The sequence below is a fragment of the Streptomyces sp. SAT1 genome (genome assembly GCF_001654495.1).
GTDB lineage: Bacteria > Actinomycetota > Actinomycetes > Streptomycetales > Streptomycetaceae > Streptomyces > Streptomyces andamanensis.
In genome coordinates this window covers 6,234,878-6,248,768 of the sequence record NZ_CP015849.1, presented here as the reverse complement: position 1 = coordinate 6,248,768, position 13,891 = coordinate 6,234,878, and the positions used below count along the sequence as shown (strand labels likewise).

Sequence of the window (13,891 nt, the reverse complement as noted above, 5' to 3'; positions counted from 1 at the left end):
GCGCCTGCTCAGCGCCTGCTCAGCGCTTGCTCAGCGCCAGGACGCTCAGCCCGAACATCGCGACGCCGAGGGGCAGATGGACCGACGGCACGTGCGCGATCCCGAGGACGACCTGGACGGAGGCCAGGACGAGGAACCCGGTCGCCTGCCAGATGGGCCGCGTCGAGCCGCCGCCCGGCTTCCAGGCCAGTATCGCCGCGAGCACGTACAGCATCGACGCCCCGTACATGACCCGGGCGCCGACGCTGTGCAGCGTCTCGCCGTAGGACGCGGTCAGCAGCAGTCCGGCGGAGACCGCTTGCAGAAAGATGGTCAGGGTCTGCACGGCGATCGCGAACCGCAGGAACGAGATGCCGTGTCGTGCCGTCGCCTGGGTGGCCATGTGACGGTCCCCCCTTTTCCGCCCCGGGGGGCAGTAGATCGATAGGGTCTCACCAACCCGACGACGCGGGCCCGCGAAAGGTAAGGCGAGGAGGCGGCGGGGCATGGGGAGAGCTGGTACGGGCATCGGCGGGGCGGCCGGTGAGCGGGCCCAACTGATCAATGTGGCCTACCGGTTGCTCGGTTCGCTGACCGAGGCCGAGGACGCCGTGCAGGAGGCGTACACACGCTGGTACGCGCTGCCGCGGAGCAGGCAGGAGGAGATCGCCTCCCCCGGCGCCTGGCTGACGACGGTGACCGGCCGCGTCTGCCTGGACGTGCTCGGCTCGGCGCGGGCCCGGCGCGAACGCTACGTCGGCGCGTGGCTGCCCGATCCCCTGCCCGACCGCACCGAGTGGGCCGGTCGCGGCACCGGCCCCGCCGACCCCGCCGACCAGCTGGTCCTGGACGAGTCGGTGACCATGGCCTTCCTGGTCGTCCTGGAGTCGATGACGCCGGCCGAGCGGGTGGCGTTCGTCCTGCACGACGTCTTCCGCTACCCCTTCGCCGAGATCGCCCGCATCGTCGGCCGCACGCCCGCGGCGTGCAAGCAGCTGGCGGCCTCGGGGCGCCGCCGGGTGCGCGCCGCCCGGCCGCCGGCGACGGCCGCCGACCGGGCCGAGGCGGTACGGGCCGAGGCGGTACGGGCCGAGGCGGTACGGCAGGTCAAGGAGGCGTGGCAGGCCAAGGACATGACGGCTCTCGTGGGCCTGCTCGACCCGGCCGCCGTGATGACCGCCGACGGCGGCGGCGTGGCCGGTGCCGCCCTGCACCCGGTCGAGGGCGGCGCCCGCATCGCCCAGTACATGATCGCCATCGCCGACCGGGCCCCGGGGCTCGAACTCCTGGAACGCTCCGTCAACGGCACGCCCGGCCTGGTGGCCCGGCGGGCGGGCGTCGTCCTGACCGTCGCCGCGTTCGACGTCCACGACGGACACGTCACCCGCATCTGGGCCGTCCGCAACCCGGAGAAGCTGCGGCCGTGGGCCGAGGCCGACTGAGCGGCTCCCCCAGCCGGGACCGACCGCGCCCCCGCACCGCCCTCAGGCGGTCAGGCGGCTTCCCACGCGGCCTCGATCATCCGGAAGATCTCGTCCAGGGCGGCCTGCGGGTCGGCCGCCTCGCGGGCCAGCGCATAGGCGTCGATCACGAACCTCGCGATCGTCCGGCAGGCCATCGCGGACCGGTTCAGGCCGGGGTCGGCGGCGATGGCCGCCGCCAGCGCGTCCGCGTGCCGCAGCCGCATCGACTCCTCGTACTCCCGCAGCGCACGCGACTCGTCGATCATGCGGTAGATCGGGGCGGACCCCTCCGCCGTGCAGTGCCGGACCATGGCGTGGACCTCGCGGCGCAGTGCGGGGATCAGCGGTTCGTCCGGTGCGCGGTCGGTGACGGCCTGCTGGAGGCGCTGCTCGAAGTCGGCGTCCTGCTCGAACACCAGGGCCTCTTTGGAGGCGAAGTGGGAGAAGAGCGTGGTGACGGCCACGTCGGCCTCGGCGGCCACGTCGCGGATGCCCACCGCGTCGTACCCGCGTTCCAGGAAGAGCCGCAGGGCGGTGTCGGCGATCTTCTGGCGGGTGGCGGCCTTCTTGCGTTCGCGGCGTCCGGTCGGCACGGTCATGGCGCTGACACTACCAAATCCGAAGGAGCAACGGTTTCTAAACGCTAACGGTTAGCACTACGGTCGCCGCACAGGGAGCGCGAGCGCCACCTGTCCATCGGATCCATCGGATCCACCGGGTCCATCGGGTCCATCGGTCATCGGGTCATCGGGTCATCGGGGTCGGGAGATCGCCCATGTCTGCCGTGCGTTACCACCGCTACGGCGGCTCCGACGTCCTCCGCGTCGAGGACGTCGGGGAGCCGCACGCCGGACCCGGCCAGGCCCGTATCGCCGCGCACGCCACCGGCGTCACCCCCGCCGGCTGGTACCTGCGTTCCGGCATGCTGCGGGACGCCGTCCCCCTGGGCCTCCCCCATGTCCCCGGCATGGACGCCGCCGGGACGGTCAACGAGGTGCACATCACCGGGCTGGGTCGGACTGCCCGTCGCCGCCGGCCTCGCCGACCAGGACCGCCTCACCGTTCCCCTCGCGGACACCGCCGCCGCCCAGGACGCCAGCGCCACGGACCACGCACGCGGCAAGATCGTCATCAGGGTGCGGTGACGAGCGGGGGCCGGCCGGGAACGCCTGCCCGTCCACAAGCACGCCCACTCAGCCCAGGGAGGCCGGCGCATCAGCTATCAGCGACCGCGCCGCAGCTCCCCGTGCGACCCCCTGTGCAAGCCGCTCGAAGGCTCGGGCGTTTAGCTCAACCTGGCTGGGCTGCGTGAGGGTGGAAGCGGCATCCAGCGTGTCCGCGTGCACCCTGGTGTCGTCGAAGACAGTAAAGGTCGGCATGGGCCACACGGTGCGTCGCTCCGAGAACGGCACGATGCCCACGGCGACGTTCTGAAGATCCTTGGCCCCGAGCAGGTGGCCGAACCGTGCCGTCGGGCAGGGGCGTTCCTTGGTTTGTCCGATCAGCCGGAGCAGTGAGAGGAACGGATCCCTCTGCCGCCCGATCCAGGCTCGGGCTCGGTCGGCAACGGTTCCACGACTGTTTCTGTCGATGCGGTCTCCGCCGGCGTCCGGCACCACTCGCCGGGCTCCCTGTCGTCCCGCCAGGTCTGACCTGAAACTCCCTTCGCTGTGCGTCACGCCGCCGGTCGCGCCGTAGCCGGAAAACAGAAAACCCCAGATCAACTGGGGTTTCTACTGGTGTCCGAGGGGGGACTTGATCTCTCCACTCGGGCACCAGCCCTTCAGTTCGCTGACCTGGGGAAACACATCCTCTGAGCCCTCTTCTAGGCTGCGAGGGTTGGCCACCCTCACCTGCTGTTTCTGCCCGTTCGTGGCCGCTGTTGGTCATGCGTTGGTCACGTGTCCAACCCGCTCTGAGCAGCGGGAAGCCCCCGCAGTGCGCCACGGGGGAGGCACACGACGGGGGGCGGAGCGTGGGGCGGATCAGCGACGTAGGTCCCGGCACTCGTCCAGCCTGCGAAGTGCAGTGATCAGCGCGGGCCGGTAACCGGGACAGGATCGTTCACGGGGTGGCGTCCAGACGTGCCAGCACGACAGGCACCACAGCACCCCGGAGTGCTCCGGGTCGGGCTCTGCACTGCCACCGCACTGCGGACACTGCCCCATGAGGACTCCCTACGCCGTGACGTCGAACTCGCCCACCTTGGCACCGGTGAGGAAGTCAGTCCACTCGACGGCCGTGAACTCGACCGTCTCACCGGTCACGGAGTTGCGGACAGCGACCTTGCCGGGAACGTTGGTCGCCACCTCGACACAGCGCGGGTCGCTGTTGTTGTAGGTGCACGCCGTAGACGTGCGGAACTCGAACGCGGGAACTGCGGTCATGTGCCCGTCCCTTCGCCATGCTGCTTCGGGGATACGGTCCCCGCACCGTCATACAACCCGCTCCAGGCGTGACAGCGGACCGGTAGCGGGAGTTCAGGGGTTGTCACTCACGAGACCTGAACAAGCGCGACAGGCCCCATTCCTTGATTAGTCGGTCAGCCATCGCTTGAGCGGCCACCTGTGCCGGATCGATGTACTGCCACTCGCAGCGGCCGGGGTGGTCCTCGAAGATGGTGCAGCCGGTTCCCAGGGGATTCGGCCTGTTCATGCAGCACTCGATGTCTTCGAGCCACTGCTTGCACACGCCGTCTCGCCAGCACACGTAGACGTCCGTGTCCGGGTCGGTCCTCGCTCCCGTACGGAGAAACGCCGCATGGTGCTCGTGCGGCACGTCCTCGACCATGCACTGAAGCGTGTCGAACGACGTCCATTCGATGTCCGTATGCGGGGTAGGGATCTGTGCTGCGAAGGCTCGAACGTCACCGTCCAACTCGATCTCGACAGTGCATCGGTAGGTCATCGAAAGCCCCCCACTCACCGGGCTCAACTGGGAGGGCGGTGCAAGCCACTCACGCCCTCCAGCGGACGGGCGGACGAATGCAACCGTCTGCCTGAGGCGTTCACCAGGGGCAGTCGCCGGGTCCTCCCAATCCTTGATGATCTCCTGGAGAACACCGGTGCTGATCCCGTTCGTGACCAGCCGACCAATGTGGTCTCGGGTGACCGCCATCACTCGCCCCCGTCTCGACACATCCGACATGCACGTAGGGACGGTTGGCGGACTTACCAGCCGACTGAACACGCCGCACCATCTCAAGACTGGCGAACGGCCGGTGGCACTTGCGGCACTTCTCGCCCTTGGGCGCGTAGGTCGAGTACTCGCCCTGAAGCGCGTTGGCGTCTCCCCCGTCCGCTGGCGCCTCTCAGGCGGTTGGGCTGTAGCGTTGGGCACTGTCGTCAACCCCTTGATGGTTGGTGACCACGCCCCCGGACGTTCGCGCGTCGCGGGGGTTCGTCTCATCTCGTAAGGATCGACGGCTACCAAGGGACGCTGGAACCACGGGGCTAGAACACCCCAAGGGTGTTCCAGGAGGGGTCGAGTGCAGAACGAGCGACTACGAACCGCTATGGCAGCGGGGGGCTGGACTCACGAGAGGCTCGCGGACAAGGTTGAAGTCGATCCGAAGTCAGCAGAGCGTTGGGTCAAGCGGTGAGCCCAGAGCTGGTGGCGCTGTATGACAATCGGGCAAGTCTTCCCGTTTCCACGTTCATTGACCTGTTCACGCAAGCGCGGGAACGTATTGATGTCCTGGTCTACGCTGCCGTATTTCCGCATGAGGCATATCCGCGTCTAAATGATCTACTACACGAACGAGCCTCCGAGGGTTGCGCAGTTCGGATTACAGTAGGAGATGCAGACAGCGAGAACGTACAACGGCGTGGACAGGAAGAGAAGTTCGGCCACGGCATCGAATCGCGCTGTCGACTCGCCCTCATGCACTACCGAACGCTGCTCGGAATCCCTTGGGTTGAGGTACGAACGCATGGCACCACCCTGTACAACAGCCTTTACCGCGCCGGTGATCAGCTACCGGTCAACGCTCATGTATTCGGCGTGAACGCGTACGGAGCGCCAGTGTGGCACCTGCGACGCAATGGCGACGGCGGCATGTTCGACACCTACGCGGACAGCTTCAACTGCGTGTGGAACGAAGCGTCGCCGGTCCAGGAAGGTTAAGAATTGGCCCGTACCGAATACTACAACGACCCCGAGGCGCCCAAGCCAAATAGTCTGGTCGTGGCGGCTTCTGCTGTGGTTACTGACCATAAGGGGAAAATCCTCCTGCAACGCCGAAGGGATAATAGCCTTTGGGCACTGCCAGGAGGTGGAATGGATATAAGTGATTCGCTCCCCGGTGCGGCAGTACGAGAGGTGAAAGAAGAAACCGGGTATGACGTCGAGATCACCGGGCTTGTCGGCACGTACACAGACCCTCGCCACATCATCGCGTACAGCGACGGCGAAGTGAGACGTCAGTTCAATGTATGCTTCACTGCGCGAATCGTCGGTGGACACTCGGAAATCTCTGACGAGTCAACAGAAATTCGCTTTGTTGACCCTGAAGAAATTAATACGCTACCGATGCATCACACGCAGAAACTAAGGATTCGACACTTCCTGGAGAATCGTCCGAGTCCGTATCTGGGGTAGCATATGGATAATCAAGCCCCATCCACGGAGGTGGGTGGGGCTTAGCTTTCTAGAGACTTATTAATGCAGTGCGCGGAACGGGTTCCCTTCGAGCGATACGGGCCGCTTCGGTTCCGATGCAGGCTCCGGTACCCGTCTCGGCTCCGGGCGGTAGGCGTCCAGGCGGACGACCGTTCCTCGGTTCTGCTCACGCTCTCCGCTTCCGCGGAGCAATAGTCAAGAGTTGTGGGTGAGCTGGTTCCAGCTCTCGCTGCGGTGGTTGAGGCTGGTCCTGGCGGTGTTCCGGATCCGCTTGGTGCGGCCGGCTTCGGCGAGGATCTCGATGGCCTCGGTGTTCGTCCCGGCGGCTGTCTTGAGCTGGAGCCAGTTGGATGACGCGAGCAGGTCGTCCGGCTGCCAGGGCAGCTTGAGCGTGACGGCGCGGAAGAGTGACCACTCCCGCAGGCGCTGAGCCAGGAAGGAGTGGTCGATCGTGGCCTGGGTCATCGCCTGCGCCCACTCCTCGTAAGCGGGACAGGCGTAGAGGCCGGCGGCTCGACGGTCCAGGTGCCGCAGCACGGCGGACTTGGCCATCGTCCGGTCCGGATCGGTGAGCACGCGGCGGACCAAGTCGACCTCGTCCACCTCGGCGACCTGCTGCAGCTTGTCGAGGTAGGCCGCGAAGCGGACGTGCTCGTCAGGGTTCTGCAGGATGTCGTGGACGTTCATGCGACCTGCTCCTCGCGCTCGACCAGGACACCGTTCTCGAAGCTGGCACCGGCGCGGACCAGGGACACCAGGCGGGCACCGGTGACCGCGCGCCATCGCGTCCGGGTGGACTCAACCAGCTTGAACACCATAGCGAGGGCCGCCGCAGGGCTGCCAGCGCCGCGGGTGACCTTGGTGCGGAGCTTGACCGTGGAGAACGTTGACTCGATCGGGTTCGTGGTCCGCAGGTGGATCCAGTGCTCGGCGGGAAAGTCGTAGAAAGCGAGCAGCTCGTCCCGGTCCTCGGTGATCTTCGCGACGGCCTTGGGGAACTTCGCGCCGTAAGTTCTCGCGAAAGCCTCGATCGCCTTCTCGGCGTGGCCGCGGTCTTCGGCGTTGCAGATCTCCTGCATCGCCTTCAGGGCGCCGGCTGCGCTGACTTGGGCAGACAGTTGGTGACGTTGCGGGATTTGTGAACCTAGCACCTGTGCGGCCGTGCGGCCGGGAACACCTCGGCGAGCGCCCGCCAAAGGCCCATTGCACCGTCCCCGACCACCAGCTCGGGGTCGCGCTTGCCGCGCCGGCGGCAGTCTCGCAACAGGTCGGCCCACGACTCGGTGGAGTCCCGCAGGCCCTCAGCCAGGGCGATCAGCTCCTTGGTGCCGTCCAGGCCGACGCCGAGCAGGACCAGGACGCACGAGTGCGCCTGCCCGAGCCGGACTTTCGGGTGGACGCCGTCGGCCCAGACGTAGACAAAGTCGCGGTCGGACAGGTCACGCTCCTGGAAGGCGGCGTGGTCGTCGCTCCACTGCTTCGTCAGCCTGGTCACGGTCGCCGGTGAAAGCCCGGCGGTGCCGCCGAGGAACTGCTCCAGCGCGGGCACGAAGTCGCCGGAGGGCAGTCCGTGCACGTAGAGCAGCGGCAGGACCTCGGTGATCTTCGACGGCTTGCGGCACCATGGGGCCAGGATCTTCGAGGAGAACCGTTTGCGTTCGCCGGTGGCCTCATCAACCCGACGGTCGTTGATGCGGGGCGCGGTGACCTCGACTGGGCCCGGCCGCAGTGACCACGGTGCGAGACCGGTGATGGCCGTTTCGAACAAGAGACGTCGGCCTTGCTCGTCGGTCTCGGCGGCCAACTCGGCTATGTACTGGCTGACTTCCGCCTCCAGTGCGGCGGCCAGCATCCGGCGGGCGCTCTCTCGGACGATCTCGTCGATCAGGGAGCCGGACTGGGTGGAGCCGGCGTCGGTGACTACGCTGAGCACGGGCGTGCCTTCCCGACCCGCGCTGCAACGCGGGCCTGCTCGGAGACCTTACGGATCATTCGGGAAGGTACGTCCTCCGCGTGCCCTCCCGAAACCGATCCACAAGTCCTGAGCATTGCTCCCATCGAACTGGGCTGGGTCGTGGTCGAGGAAGGCAACACCTACCGGCTGCGGAAGCTGACCAAGGACGGCGACGACAACGCGGTGATCCATGTGGATCAGTCCGTGATCAATGTCCTGGAGGGGCAGAAGCAGCGCCAAGACGCCGAACGGGCGCGTCTCGGCTCCGCGTGGGTGGATCACGACCTGGTGTTCGCTCGGGACGGCTTCAAGCTCTACCGGGGCGAGGCAGGGGGCCCGCAGGACCCCGAAAAGATGTCGGCTCGGTGGCGCACCCTCCGGAGCCGTCTGCACCTGCCGGAAGACTTCCGTATCCACGACTGGAGGCACAGCAAGGTCACGAACGACCTGGAGGCCGGGGAGAACCCCGTAGAGATCTCCGCCAACGTCCGGCACCACTCGCCGGGCTACACCATGGCCAGGTACGGGCACTCACGTAAGGACGGAGCGCGGCGGCTGGCCGCTTCCGGAGCGGGCCGACTCGGCCTGTCATCCCTGGTCTGACCAGGAGATTCGCTCGGCTGTTGGTCACGTGGTTGGTCACGCCACAGTCTGAGAAACAGAAAAACCCCAGATCAACTGGGGTTTCTGCTGGTGTCCGAGGGGGGACTTGAACCCCCACGCCCGATAAAGGGCACTAGCACCTCAAGCTAGCGCGTCTGCCATTCCGCCACCCGGACCAGGTGTCTGTCGCTCGGTGGGGTGTTCCCCGCGGCGACATGGACAACCATACCAAGGTTTCGGAGTGCGTTTCACCTGCGTATTCGGTGCGCGGATCAGGGGCAGCGGACGACCTGGCCCGCGTAGGAGAGGTTGCCGCCGAAGCCGAAGAGGAGTACGGGGTCGCCCGTGCCCACCTCGCCCCGTTCGACCAGTCTGGACAGGGCCAGGGGGATGCTCGCGGCCGAGGTGTTCCCGGACTCGGAGACATCGCGGGCGATCACCGCGTTGACCGCGCCGAGCCTGGCGGCGAGGGGTTCGATGATGCGCAGGTTGGCCTGGTGCAGGACGACCGCAGCCAGGTCCTCGGGGGCGACGCCCGCGCGTTCGCAGGTGCGCCGGGCCAGCGGCGGCAGCTGGGTGGTGGCCCACCGGTAGACGCTCTGCCCCTCCTGCGCGAACCGCGGGGGCGTGCCCTCGATCCGTACCGCGTGCCCCATCTCGGGCACCGAGCCCCACAGCACCGGTCCGATGCCCGCGCTCTCACCCGGGGCGCACGCCTCGACCACGGCGGCGCCGGCCCCGTCGCCGACCAGGACACAGGTCGTGCGGTCGGTCCAGTCGGTCACCGCGGACATCTTGTCGGCGCCGATGACCAGGGCGCGGTGCGCGGCCCCGGCGCGCACGGTGTGGTCCGCGGTGGCCAGGGCGTGGGTGAACCCGGCGCAGACCACGTTGACGTCGATCACCGCCGGGCCCGGGATGCCGAGGCGGGCCGCGACGCGGGCCGCGGTGTTGGGCGAGCGGTCCACGGCCGTGGAGGTGGCGACCAGGACCAGGTCGATGTCGTCGGGCGTGCGGCCCGCCGCCGCCAGCGCCTTGGCCGCGGCGTGCGCCGCCAGTTCGTCGACCGGTTCGTCGGGTCCCGCGATGTGCCGGGTGCGGATGCCGACACGGCTGGTGATCCACTCGTCACTGGTGTCCACCATGGCCGCCAGATCGTCGTTGGTGAGCACCTGGGCGGGCCGGCAGTGGCCTACGGCGGTGATGCGTGAGCCGTTCATGGGTGGGCGGTCCCCTCGTTGCCGTGCGTGGTGGTCCTGCCGTGGCCGCACCCCGGGGACGCCCCCTGGATGCGTCCGGCGGTTCCCCACGGATCGCGGTCGAGGCACCAGTCTGTTCGGTGACTCACGGGTACGGCGGAGGGCGAAGGCACAGGAATCCCGGGCCCCGCTTGTGGGCTTCCGTCAGAGGTCGCCGGGTTCCGCCGCCCGTCCCGGGGGGGGGCGGGGCCGGGTGCCCGCCGTGCCGGACAAGCCGTGCAGGACGAAGAGACACGACCGTGCAGGACAATGAGACGGTCGGGGTCGCCCGCGCCGCCCGTCGGCCCGGTGGTCCGCGGCGAGCTGGGCAGCAAGGGCCGGTACGGCCACCCGCACGGACAGAACCGGGACTGATCAGGACATGGGACGAGTCACGGAACGACGCAAGGTGATCCGCATCCGGGACGGCGTGGTCTCCTCGCGGCCGGACACGCTGGTGGCCGAGGAGCCCCTGGAGATCCGGCTCGACGGCCGGCCGCTCGCCATCACCATGCGCACCCCCGGCGACGACTTCGCGCTGGCCGCGGGCTTCCTGGTCAGCGAGGGCGTGCTGGCCGCCGCTGCGGACCTGCGGAACATCGTGTACTGCGCGGGGGCGACGTCGGACGGAGGCAACACGTACAACGTGGTGGACGTGCGCACCGCGCCCGGTGTGGTCCTGCCCGACATCACCCTGGAACGCAACGTCTACACCACCTCCTCCTGCGGGCTGTGCGGCAAGGCAAGCCTGGACGCGGTCCGCACGACGGCCCGCTGGCCGATCGCCGACGAGCCCGTGGTGCGCCTCACGCCCGGCCTCCTGGCGAGCCTGCCCGACCGGCTGCGCGCGGCCCAGCGGGTCTTCGACCGGACCGGCGGACTGCACGCGGCGGCCCTGTTCAGCGAGGACGGCGAACTGCTGGACATACGGGAGGACGTGGGCCGGCACAACGCGGTCGACAAACTGGTCGGCCGGGCCCTCCAGAACGGCGCCCTGCCCCTGTCCCGGACGATCCTGCTGGTGTCCGGCCGGGCCTCCTTCGAGCTGGCGCAGAAGGCCGTGATGGCGGGCATCCCGGTGCTGGCGGCGGTCTCGGCGCCGTCCTCGCTCGCCGTGGACCTGGCCGCGGAGACCGGGCTGACCCTGGTGGGCTTCCTGCGGGGCGGTTCCATGAACGTGTACGCGGGTGCGGACCGTATCGCCCTGGGCGCCGACTCGGCCCAGGGCTAGAGCCTCCGCGTACGCCTGGACTTACCCGGTTTCCGACCGTCGCGGCCGCCTGGCTCCGGCCGCCGTCAGTCGTGCGTCTCCCGGCTCCGGCCGCCGTCAGTCGTGCGTCCCCGACACCCGGACCAGCAGGTCCATGAACCGTTCGCGGTCGGCCGGGGACAGCGGGGCCAGCAGGGTGTCGTTGGCCGCGCGGGCCGCCTGCTCGCAGCGGGACAGCAGGCGGGTGCCCTCGGCGGTGAGGGAGACCGCGTTCTTGCGCCGGTCGGCGGGGTCGGGCTCGCGCAGGACGAGTCCGGCGGCCTGGAGGTCGTTGAGGACGCCGACCAGGTCTTTCGGGTCGAGCCCCACACCGCGGCCGAGGTCGGCCTGGGCGACCGGGGCGAGGTCGCGGACGGCGGACAGCACCACGTGGTGCCACATCTTCAGCCCCTCGACGGCCAGCGCCTCGGCGACCAGGGCCCTGCCCCGGGCGGCGGCCCGGCCGAGGAGCCAGCTGGGCAGAGAACGGATCTCGGCGAGGGGGGATTCGGCTTCGGTCATGCCACGCAGCTTAGCGAAAAGTCGTTGGACTCCCCCATGAAATCGGGATACCGTTGGGGCTACCAATGATTATTTGAGTTTCCCCGGATCCCGAACTGTTGTTCACCCTGGAGGTGCGATGCGACGCGTGCGCTACGAGTCGGCCGGTGGCCCCCTGCTCCTGGAGGAAGCCCCTGTTCCCGAACCGGGCCGCGGCGAGGTCCTGGTGCGCTGCGAAGCAGTCGGCGTCACCCTGCCCGTCGTCCGCAAGGTCACCGAGGCCGCCGAGCCGGTCCCGCTGGGCGGGGAGATCGCCGGGGAGGTGGCGGCGGTCGGCGCGGACGTCACGCGCTTCCGCCCCGGCGACCGGGTGACCGGGCTCTGCTTCGGCCACGGGTACGCCGACTTCGCGGTGCTGCACGAGGCCATGGCCTCCCCCGTGCCCGAGGGCGCCGGGGCCGTCGACGCGGTCGCCCTGGTCCGCAGTGGCCTGGTCGCCCTCGGAGCCCTGGCGGCGGCACGCCCCGAGCCGGGCGAGTCGGTGCTCGTGACGGCGGCCGCCGGGGGAGTCGGACATCTCGCGGTGCAGCTCGCCCGGGTGCGGGGCGCGGGCCGGGTCGTGGGTGCCGTCTCCGGCCCGGCCAAGGCGGACTTCGTGCGCTCCCTCGGCGCCGACGAGGTGGTCCTCTACGCCGACGGAAGCTGGGGCGAGCCCGTCGACTACGCGCTCGACGCGGTGGGCGGCGACCTGCTCACCCCGGCGCTCGCCGCGCTCGCCCCGGGCGGACGGCTGGTGGCCTACAGCTCGGGCGGCGGGACCGTCCAGGCGTACGACCTGCTCGTGGGCGCCAAATCGGTGATCGGCTTCCAGATGGCCCGGATCGCCCGGGGCGAGCCCGAGCTGTACGAGCGGTGGCGGCAGGAGCTGTGGCGGCTGTTCGAGGAGGGGCGGATACGGCCGGCCGTGCACGCCGAGTTCGCGCTGCCCGACGCGGCGAAGGCCCATGAGGCGATCATGTCGCGCGGCAACCTCGGCAAGGTGGTGCTGCGCCCCTGACCCGGCGGACCTGAGGGTCAGCGGCTGCCGCGGCGGACCCGAGGCCGCCCCGGCGGGCCGGAGGGATCAGCGCCCCGGCGCTTCACCGGGGCCGGGGCGCCGCCGTACCGACCCGGGCCGAGGGCTCCGCGGGCTCCCCCGCCGGGCCGCTGCTCCCCTCCCATGCCTCCCGGCCGCTGCTCCCCTCCCGTGCTTCAGGGCCGCTGCTCCCCTCCCGCGCCTCCGGATCGCGCGCCCTGCGCTTGGCGATCACCGCGCACACCATCAGCTGCATCTGGTGGAAGAGCATCAGCGGCAGCACCGCGAGCGAGGCGTGCGCGCCGAACAGGACGCTCGCCATGGGCAGTCCGGCGGCCAGGGACTTCTTCGAACCGGCGAACTGGATCGCGATCCGGTCCCCCCGGCCGAACCGCAGCGCCCTGGCCCCGTACCAGGTCAGGGCGAGCATCGCGGCGAGCAGCGCGGCCTCCACCACGAGCAGGCCGCCCAGCCGCAGGGCGCTGACCTGGTGCCAGATGCCGCGCACCATGCCCTCGCTGAACGCGGCGTAGACGACGAGCAGGATCGAGCCGCGGTCGACGAACCCGAGCACCTTCTTGTGCCGGGTCACGAAGCCCCCGATCCAGCGGCGCAGCAGTTGCCCCGCGACAAACGGCACGAGCAGTTGCAGCACGATCGTCACCAGCGAGTGCGCCGAGAAGCCGGCCCCGCTGTTGCCGAGCAGCACCGCCGCGAGCAGCGGGGTCAGCACGATCCCGATCAGCGAGGAGAAGGAGCCGGCGCAGATCGCGGCGGGCACGTTGCCGCGGGCGATGGAGGTGAAGGCGATCGACGACTGGATGGTCGACGGGACGAGGGTGAGGAAGAGCAGGCCCTGGTAGAGCGGCTGGTCGAGCAGGACCGGGACCAGTCCGCGCGCGGCCAGACCGAGCAGCGGGAACACGACGAAGGTGCAGGCCAGCACGGTGGTGTGCAGCCGCCAGTGCTTCAGTCCGTCGAGCGCCTCGCGGGTGGAGAGCCGGGCGCCGTACAGGAAGAAGAGAAAGGCGATGGCGGCGGTGGAGGCGCCGGAGGCCACGTGCGCGGCGGCCCCGCGGGCCGGCAGCAGCGCGGCCAGACCCACCGTCGCCAGCAGCAGCACGATGTACGGGTCGATCGGCATCCGACTGGGCCGGCGCAGGCGTTTCACGGTGCTCCACTCGTCGATTCTCGGTACTTGGCTTCTCG

The 13,891-nt window shown here is 69.3% G+C and carries 17 protein-coding genes, 1 tRNA gene and 2 pseudogenes; 8 read left to right on the top strand and 12 right to left on the bottom strand.

Annotation, left to right across the window (positions count from 1 at the left end; translation table 11 throughout):
* Positions 1 to 19: 19 nt before the first annotated feature.
* Positions 20 to 382 carry a hypothetical protein gene (locus A8713_RS26790; RefSeq protein ID WP_018571800.1) on the bottom strand — a complete coding sequence of 121 codons (363 nt, stop codon included), beginning with the start codon at positions 380 to 382 and terminating at the stop codon, positions 20 to 22.
* Positions 383 to 485: 103 nt separating this feature from the next.
* On the opposite strand from A8713_RS26790, the gene sigJ reads away from it, so the two are divergent.
* A complete protein-coding gene (gene sigJ / locus A8713_RS26785) occupies positions 486 to 1,421 on the top strand; it encodes an RNA polymerase sigma factor SigJ (protein ID WP_064536175.1) in 936 nt (311 codons plus the stop codon).
* Positions 1,422 to 1,471: 50 nt separating this feature from the next.
* Here the strand turns inward: sigJ and A8713_RS26780 are convergent, their stop codons facing one another.
* On the bottom strand, positions 1,472 to 2,041 hold the full coding sequence (locus A8713_RS26780; protein WP_064536173.1) for a TetR/AcrR family transcriptional regulator: 570 nt from the start codon (positions 2,039 to 2,041) through the stop codon (positions 1,472 to 1,474).
* Between the two features lie 176 nt (positions 2,042 to 2,217).
* Here A8713_RS26780 and A8713_RS34985 point away from each other — a divergent pair.
* Both A8713_RS34985 and A8713_RS33675 read left to right on the top strand, forming a co-directional pair.
* Positions 2,218 to 2,439: pseudogene (locus A8713_RS34985) on the top strand (alcohol dehydrogenase catalytic domain-containing protein); the annotation flags it as partial.
* Positions 2,399 to 2,587, top strand: coding sequence for a hypothetical protein (locus A8713_RS33675; protein WP_159393126.1), 189 nt, complete (start codon positions 2,399 to 2,401; stop codon positions 2,585 to 2,587). The pseudogene A8713_RS34985 and the gene A8713_RS33675, both read left to right, overlap by 41 nt.
* A gap of 48 nt (positions 2,588 to 2,635) precedes the next feature.
* Here A8713_RS33675 and A8713_RS34980 read toward each other — a convergent pair whose 3' ends face one another.
* The 3 genes from A8713_RS34980 to A8713_RS33975 all read right to left on the bottom strand — a co-directional run bounded on the left by A8713_RS34980 (position 2,636) and on the right by A8713_RS33975 (position 4,559).
* Complete coding sequence (locus A8713_RS34980; RefSeq protein ID WP_443069749.1) at positions 2,636 to 3,166, bottom strand: Scr1 family TA system antitoxin-like transcriptional regulator; 531 nt, start codon at positions 3,164 to 3,166, stop codon at positions 2,636 to 2,638.
* A 453-nt stretch (positions 3,167 to 3,619) separates the two neighbouring features.
* Complete coding sequence (locus A8713_RS26765; protein WP_064536171.1) at positions 3,620 to 3,829, bottom strand: DUF397 domain-containing protein; 210 nt, start codon at positions 3,827 to 3,829, stop codon at positions 3,620 to 3,622.
* Positions 3,830 to 3,932: 103 nt separating this feature from the next.
* Positions 3,933 to 4,559, bottom strand: coding sequence for a hypothetical protein (locus A8713_RS33975; protein WP_216826782.1), 627 nt, complete (start codon positions 4,557 to 4,559; stop codon positions 3,933 to 3,935).
* Between the two features lie 397 nt (positions 4,560 to 4,956).
* On the opposite strand from A8713_RS33975, the pseudogene A8713_RS26755 reads away from it, so the two are divergent.
* Positions 4,957 to 5,567: pseudogene (locus A8713_RS26755) on the top strand (XRE family transcriptional regulator).
* A 3-nt stretch (positions 5,568 to 5,570) separates the two neighbouring features.
* Positions 5,571 to 6,041 carry an NUDIX hydrolase gene (locus tag A8713_RS32670; protein WP_079159143.1) on the top strand — a complete coding sequence of 157 codons (471 nt, stop codon included), beginning with the start codon at positions 5,571 to 5,573 and terminating at the stop codon, positions 6,039 to 6,041.
* A 216-nt stretch (positions 6,042 to 6,257) separates the two neighbouring features.
* On the opposite strand, the gene A8713_RS26750 is transcribed toward A8713_RS32670, so the two are convergent.
* The 3 genes from A8713_RS26750 to A8713_RS34560 all read right to left on the bottom strand — a co-directional run bounded on the left by A8713_RS26750 (position 6,258) and on the right by A8713_RS34560 (position 7,995).
* Complete coding sequence (locus A8713_RS26750; protein WP_064536167.1) at positions 6,258 to 6,749, bottom strand: hypothetical protein; 492 nt, start codon at positions 6,747 to 6,749, stop codon at positions 6,258 to 6,260.
* A complete protein-coding gene (locus A8713_RS34565; protein WP_250637215.1) occupies positions 6,746 to 7,141 on the bottom strand; it encodes a transposase in 396 nt (131 codons plus the stop codon). Before A8713_RS34565 ends, A8713_RS26750 begins: the two co-directional genes overlap by 4 nt.
* Before the next feature lie 65 nt (positions 7,142 to 7,206).
* The gene (locus tag A8713_RS34560) at positions 7,207 to 7,995 is read right to left on the bottom strand and encodes a transposase (protein ID WP_250637214.1); all 789 of its coding nucleotides are present in this window, start codon (positions 7,993 to 7,995) and stop codon (positions 7,207 to 7,209) included.
* A 141-nt stretch (positions 7,996 to 8,136) separates the two neighbouring features.
* Between A8713_RS34560 and A8713_RS26740 the strand changes: the two genes are divergently transcribed.
* Positions 8,137 to 8,619: a hypothetical protein gene (locus A8713_RS26740; RefSeq protein ID WP_064536164.1), complete on the top strand. Its 483-nt coding sequence runs from the start codon at positions 8,137 to 8,139 to the stop codon at positions 8,617 to 8,619.
* Between the two features lie 88 nt (positions 8,620 to 8,707).
* Here the strand turns inward: A8713_RS26740 and A8713_RS26735 are convergent.
* Positions 8,708 to 8,795 (bottom strand) — tRNA-Leu (locus A8713_RS26735).
* A gap of 96 nt (positions 8,796 to 8,891) precedes the next feature.
* Complete coding sequence (locus A8713_RS26730; protein ID WP_064536162.1) at positions 8,892 to 9,839, bottom strand: beta-ketoacyl-ACP synthase III; 948 nt, start codon at positions 9,837 to 9,839, stop codon at positions 8,892 to 8,894.
* 400 nt (positions 9,840 to 10,239) lie between these two features.
* On the opposite strand from A8713_RS26730, the gene fdhD reads away from it, so the two are divergent.
* Positions 10,240 to 11,088 (top strand): formate dehydrogenase accessory sulfurtransferase FdhD, encoded by an 849-nt coding sequence (gene fdhD / locus A8713_RS26725; RefSeq protein ID WP_064536161.1) that lies wholly within the window; start codon positions 10,240 to 10,242, stop codon positions 11,086 to 11,088.
* Between the two features lie 96 nt (positions 11,089 to 11,184).
* Here fdhD and A8713_RS26720 read toward each other — a convergent pair whose 3' ends face one another.
* Positions 11,185 to 11,628 (bottom strand): MarR family winged helix-turn-helix transcriptional regulator, encoded by a 444-nt coding sequence (locus tag A8713_RS26720; protein WP_064536159.1) that lies wholly within the window; start codon positions 11,626 to 11,628, stop codon positions 11,185 to 11,187.
* Positions 11,629 to 11,746: 118 nt separating this feature from the next.
* Here A8713_RS26720 and A8713_RS26715 point away from each other — a divergent pair, with 118 nt between their 5' ends.
* A complete protein-coding gene (locus A8713_RS26715) occupies positions 11,747 to 12,664 on the top strand; it encodes a quinone oxidoreductase family protein (RefSeq protein WP_064536156.1) in 918 nt (305 codons plus the stop codon).
* An 82-nt stretch (positions 12,665 to 12,746) separates the two neighbouring features.
* Here the strand turns inward: A8713_RS26715 and A8713_RS26710 are convergent, their stop codons facing one another.
* Positions 12,747 to 13,826: a bile acid:sodium symporter family protein gene (locus A8713_RS26710; RefSeq protein ID WP_064536154.1), complete on the bottom strand. Its 1,080-nt coding sequence runs from the start codon at positions 13,824 to 13,826 to the stop codon at positions 12,747 to 12,749.
* Between the last annotated feature and the right edge of the window lie 65 nt (positions 13,827 to 13,891).

Coding starts and splice junctions, on each gene's coding strand:
- A8713_RS26715 (WP_064536156.1), top strand. CDS start 11,747: ATGCGACGCGTGCGCTACGAGTCGGCCGGTGGCCCCCTGCTCCTGGAG.
- A8713_RS33675 (WP_159393126.1), top strand. CDS start 2,399: ATGTCCCCGGCATGGACGCCGCCGGGACGGTCAACGAGGTGCACATCA.
- A8713_RS26790 (WP_018571800.1), bottom strand. CDS start 382: ATGGCCACCCAGGCGACGGCACGACACGGCATCTCGTTCCTGCGGTTC.
- A8713_RS26720 (WP_064536159.1), bottom strand. CDS start 11,628: ATGACCGAAGCCGAATCCCCCCTCGCCGAGATCCGTTCTCTGCCCAGC.
- A8713_RS26730 (WP_064536162.1), bottom strand. CDS start 9,839: ATGAACGGCTCACGCATCACCGCCGTAGGCCACTGCCGGCCCGCCCAG.
- sigJ (WP_064536175.1), top strand. CDS start 486: ATGGGGAGAGCTGGTACGGGCATCGGCGGGGCGGCCGGTGAGCGGGCC.
- A8713_RS34565 (WP_250637215.1), bottom strand. CDS start 7,141: ATGCAGGAGATCTGCAACGCCGAAGACCGCGGCCACGCCGAGAAGGCG.
- A8713_RS26765 (WP_064536171.1), bottom strand. CDS start 3,829: ATGACCGCAGTTCCCGCGTTCGAGTTCCGCACGTCTACGGCGTGCACC.
- A8713_RS26750 (WP_064536167.1), bottom strand. CDS start 6,749: ATGAACGTCCACGACATCCTGCAGAACCCTGACGAGCACGTCCGCTTC.
- A8713_RS33975 (WP_216826782.1), bottom strand. CDS start 4,559: ATGGCGGTCACCCGAGACCACATTGGTCGGCTGGTCACGAACGGGATC.
- fdhD (WP_064536161.1), top strand. CDS start 10,240: ATGGGACGAGTCACGGAACGACGCAAGGTGATCCGCATCCGGGACGGC.
- A8713_RS26780 (WP_064536173.1), bottom strand. CDS start 2,041: ATGACCGTGCCGACCGGACGCCGCGAACGCAAGAAGGCCGCCACCCGC.
- A8713_RS26710 (WP_064536154.1), bottom strand. CDS start 13,826: ATGCCGATCGACCCGTACATCGTGCTGCTGCTGGCGACGGTGGGTCTG.